This is a genomic window from Pseudomonas sp. SDO5522_S412 (genome assembly GCF_054071215.1).
In genome coordinates this window covers 1-3,383 of the sequence record NZ_JBSVWQ010000371.1, presented here as the reverse complement: position 1 = coordinate 3,383, position 3,383 = coordinate 1, and the positions used below count along the sequence as shown (strand labels likewise).

Annotated in this window: 4 protein-coding genes; 2 read left to right on the top strand and 2 right to left on the bottom strand. The window is 63.5% G+C overall.

Annotation, left to right across the window (positions count from 1 at the left end; all coding sequences use genetic code 11):
- Nucleotides 1–88 precede the first annotated feature (88 nt).
- Nucleotides 89–730, bottom strand: a complete 642-nt coding sequence (locus ACW9I6_RS31570; protein WP_003213877.1) for an HD domain-containing protein — start codon at nt 728–730, stop codon at nt 89–91.
- Between the two features lie 268 nt (nt 731–998).
- Between ACW9I6_RS31570 and ACW9I6_RS31565 the strand changes: the two genes are divergently transcribed.
- On the top strand, nt 999–1,964 hold the full coding sequence (locus ACW9I6_RS31565; RefSeq protein WP_177009079.1) for a GlxA family transcriptional regulator: 966 nt from the start codon (nt 999–1,001) through the stop codon (nt 1,962–1,964).
- Here the strand turns inward: ACW9I6_RS31565 and ACW9I6_RS31560 are convergent.
- Nucleotides 1,942–2,295 (bottom strand): carboxymuconolactone decarboxylase family protein, encoded by a 354-nt coding sequence (locus tag ACW9I6_RS31560; RefSeq protein ID WP_008438910.1) that lies wholly within the window; start codon nt 2,293–2,295, stop codon nt 1,942–1,944. The genes ACW9I6_RS31565 and ACW9I6_RS31560 overlap by 23 nt on opposite strands.
- Nucleotides 2,296–2,394: 99 nt before the next feature.
- On the opposite strand from ACW9I6_RS31560, the gene ACW9I6_RS31555 reads away from it, so the two are divergent.
- Nucleotides 2,395–3,297, top strand: a complete 903-nt coding sequence (locus ACW9I6_RS31555) for an AraC family transcriptional regulator (protein ID WP_457340214.1) — start codon at nt 2,395–2,397, stop codon at nt 3,295–3,297.
- Nucleotides 3,298–3,383 lie beyond the last annotated feature (86 nt).

Here is a 3,383-nt window from a genome sequence, read left to right as displayed (position 1 = left end):
GCGCAGTGTCAGTCACCGGATGTATTGACTGATCCACTGCCTTCGCGAGCAAGCCCGCTCCCACATTTTGATTGCATTCCAATTCGGGTTAAGCAGTCCAAGGCGACTTGCGAATCACCTCGACGAAATTCATCGGCTTGAACCCCGGCTCCTGATCCACCAGCACATCGGTCTTCACGTTGCCAAACGTGGTCTGCGGGCGATGGCGCAGGCCGTCGGCAAACGCGCAGATGATGCACTCCTTGAACCCTTCACCCCGTGGATGCGCATGCACCACCGCTTCGCGCTGCACGCTGGTAAACGCCGCGTACTCCATTCCCAGCACATCCATTTCCACGCCCGCGGTCACCAGCGCCACGGTTGGACGCAAGTGCTTGGGCACCCCCGGTGTGGTGTGCAGGGCGATGGACAACCACACCTGTTCGATGTCGTCATCGCTCAACCCGTAAGGCTTGAGAAAGTCCGCCGCCGCGTTGGCGCCGTCCACTTCAAAGCGTTCGTCGTCACTGCGGTGACCTTCCACCAGGCCCAGGTCGTGGAACATCGCGCCGACGTACAGCAACTCCGGGTTATAGGCCAACTGCTGGCGCTCGCCGCTCAATGCGCCGAACAGGAACACCCGGCGGGAGTGGTGGTAGAGCAGGTCGGATTCGATGTCGCGGATGTATTCGGTGGTGGCCTTGGCCAGGGCGCTGTCCGGGATCTTGATGCCGGCGATGGTGGTGCTCATGGTCGTTCTCCTCAAGAAAGCGCCGGGGTTGGCGCCGATGAGTCCAGTCTGGTCGCGCGCCCGCGAAGGGGCCATCGCGGCGAGGATGCGATCCCGGCCAATGTGCCGCGATATCGCGCCAAGGCTATGCGCGATCAAATGTAGGAGCTGGCTTGCCTGCGATAGCATCACCTCGGTATACCTGATGGACCGCGTCGCCTGTATCGCAGGCAAGCCAGCTCCCACAGGGGTTTTGCATTTATTCAGTTGGAAAAAGGTGTTTCTATCCATGGGCAAAACCGTCGCCATCCTGATCTTCCCCGGCGTCCAGTCACTGGACGTGACCGGGCCCCTGGATGTGTTCTGCGAGGCCAACCGTTTTCTGCCGCCCGAGGCGCATTACCAGCTGGAGGTGATTGGCCTGGGGCACGGCAACATGGCCTGTTCTAACGGCTTGTCGTTGCAGGCACACCGGCATTTCAGCGAGGCCCTCGAGCCTTACGACTTGCTGTTGATGGCCGGCGGGCCGCAGCTGCCCTTCGAGGATTTTGGCCCGGTGTTCAATCAATGGCTGCGGGACGCAAGCGCGCGGGCGAAGCGCTTCGGCTCCATCTGCAACGGTGCCTTCATGCTCGCCCGCGCCGGGTTGCTGGACGGGCGCACCGTCACCACCCACTGGGGCGACGCTGCCGATCTGGCCAGCTTGTGCCCATCGGCCCAGGTCGAAGCCGACCGCCTCTATGTGCAGGACGGCAACCTCTACACCTCGGCCGGGGTGACGGCGGGCATCGACCTGTCGCTGTACCTGCTGGCCCAGGACCACGGCCCGGAAGTCGCCCTCAGCGTGGCCAAGCGCCTGGTGGTGTTCACCCAGCGTTCCGGCGGGCAGTCGCAGTTCAGCCCGTTCCTGACACCCCACGCGCAAGCCACCTCGGCGGTGGCGCTGGTGCAGCTGTATGTATTGGCCAACCTGACGGGCGACCTGACCATCGCCGACCTGGCCAAAGCCGCCAACATGAGCGCGCGCAACTTCTCGCGGGTATTTGCCCGGGAAGCGCAGATCACTCCGGCGGAGTTCGTCGAGCGGGCGCGGGTGGATGCGGCGCGGGTGATGCTCGAAAGCACCCACGCACCGCTCAAGACCGTGGCGTATCAATGCGGCTTTCGCGATGCCCAGCACATGCGCAGTGTGTTCAATCGCCGGCTGGGCGTGACGCCGCAACAATTCCGGCTTAATTTTGCGGCGCCGGTTTGAGCGTGTCATAGGCTTCCAGGGCGCGCAGCGAGTAGATATACGCCGCGCCGGCATTCAGCGAGATTGCGGTGGCCAGGGTCGCGGCCACTTCTTCGCGGGTGGCGCCGGCCTTGATTGCCGCGTCGGCATGCACGCCGATACAGCCGTCACAGCGGGTGGTGATGGCCACGGCGATGGAAATCAGCTCGCGGGTCTTGGCATCCAGGACGTCATTTTCCTCGGCTGCTTCCCCCAGCGCCATGTAGGCTTTGACCATCTTCGGGTTGCTCTTGCCCAGCGCGCCAAAGGCTTTCTTCACGGTAGGCAGCAAGTCGGACCAGTTATTGAACATCGTGTTAACTCCTGAACGGGTTGGGTGTGAAGCCAGTGTGCGCGGTTCAGGTTTGGCGCTTTTGTTCGATCCACTCACCTTTTTGACCGATGCTCGCAAATGAACTCCATCGACACCCTCATCGCGTTGGCCAACCTGCGGGGCAGCCTAGACCTGCGTTGCCAGTTCCAGGGCGCCTGGGCCATGGACCACGAGCCCGAGCCGCTGGGCGTGGCGCCGTACCACATTGTGCTGGCGGGCACCTGCCGCGCCGAATTGTCCGGCGGGCAGCAGGTGACGTTGGAGGAGGGCGACATCCTGTTGATGCCCGGTGGCGCGACGCACCTGGTGCGCAGCCAGGGCGCGCGGGTAAAGCCGGTGGCGCAGACCGTGATCGAAGGCGGCTTGCTGACGATCCATCGCCTGGGCGGTGAGCAGCCGGACGTGGACATGCTCTGCGGCAGCTTTCGCTACAACCGCCAGTCGTTGCTGTTCAGTGCGTTGCCGGACTACCTGGTGGTGTCCAGCCGGCAATGGCAGGCCGATGGGCAGCTGGCGGCATTGATCGCACTGCTGCGCAGCGAGGCGGACGGGCAGCGGCTGGGGGCGCGGTTTTTCATTGATGCGCTGTCGTCGGCGTTGTTCACCCTGATCCTGCGGGCATGGCTGACGCAGCAAGCGCCGGTGGCGGGCACCTTTGCCTTGTTGACCGACAAACGCCTGGGCAAGGCCTGGCAGGCGATGCTGGCGGATCCTGGGCATGAGTGGACCATCGACAGCCTGGCCAGCGCCGCGTCGATGTCCAGGGCGACGTTCATGCGTGGGTTTGTCAAAGTGGCGGGCGTGTCGCCGTGGGTGTTGCTGACGCAGTTGCGCATGGAGCTGGCGTTCAACCTGCTGCATCAGTCGCGGCTGAGCCTGACGGATATTGCCGCTCAGGCGGGGTATCAATCCCAGGCGGCGTTCAGCAAGAAATTCAAGGAAACCTACGGTGAGGCGCCGGGGCGGCTGCGAGCACGGTAGACGCAACAACGCAGATCAAAATGTGGGAGCGGGCTTGCTCGCGAATGCGGAGTGTCAGTCACCAGATGTATTGACTGATCCACCGC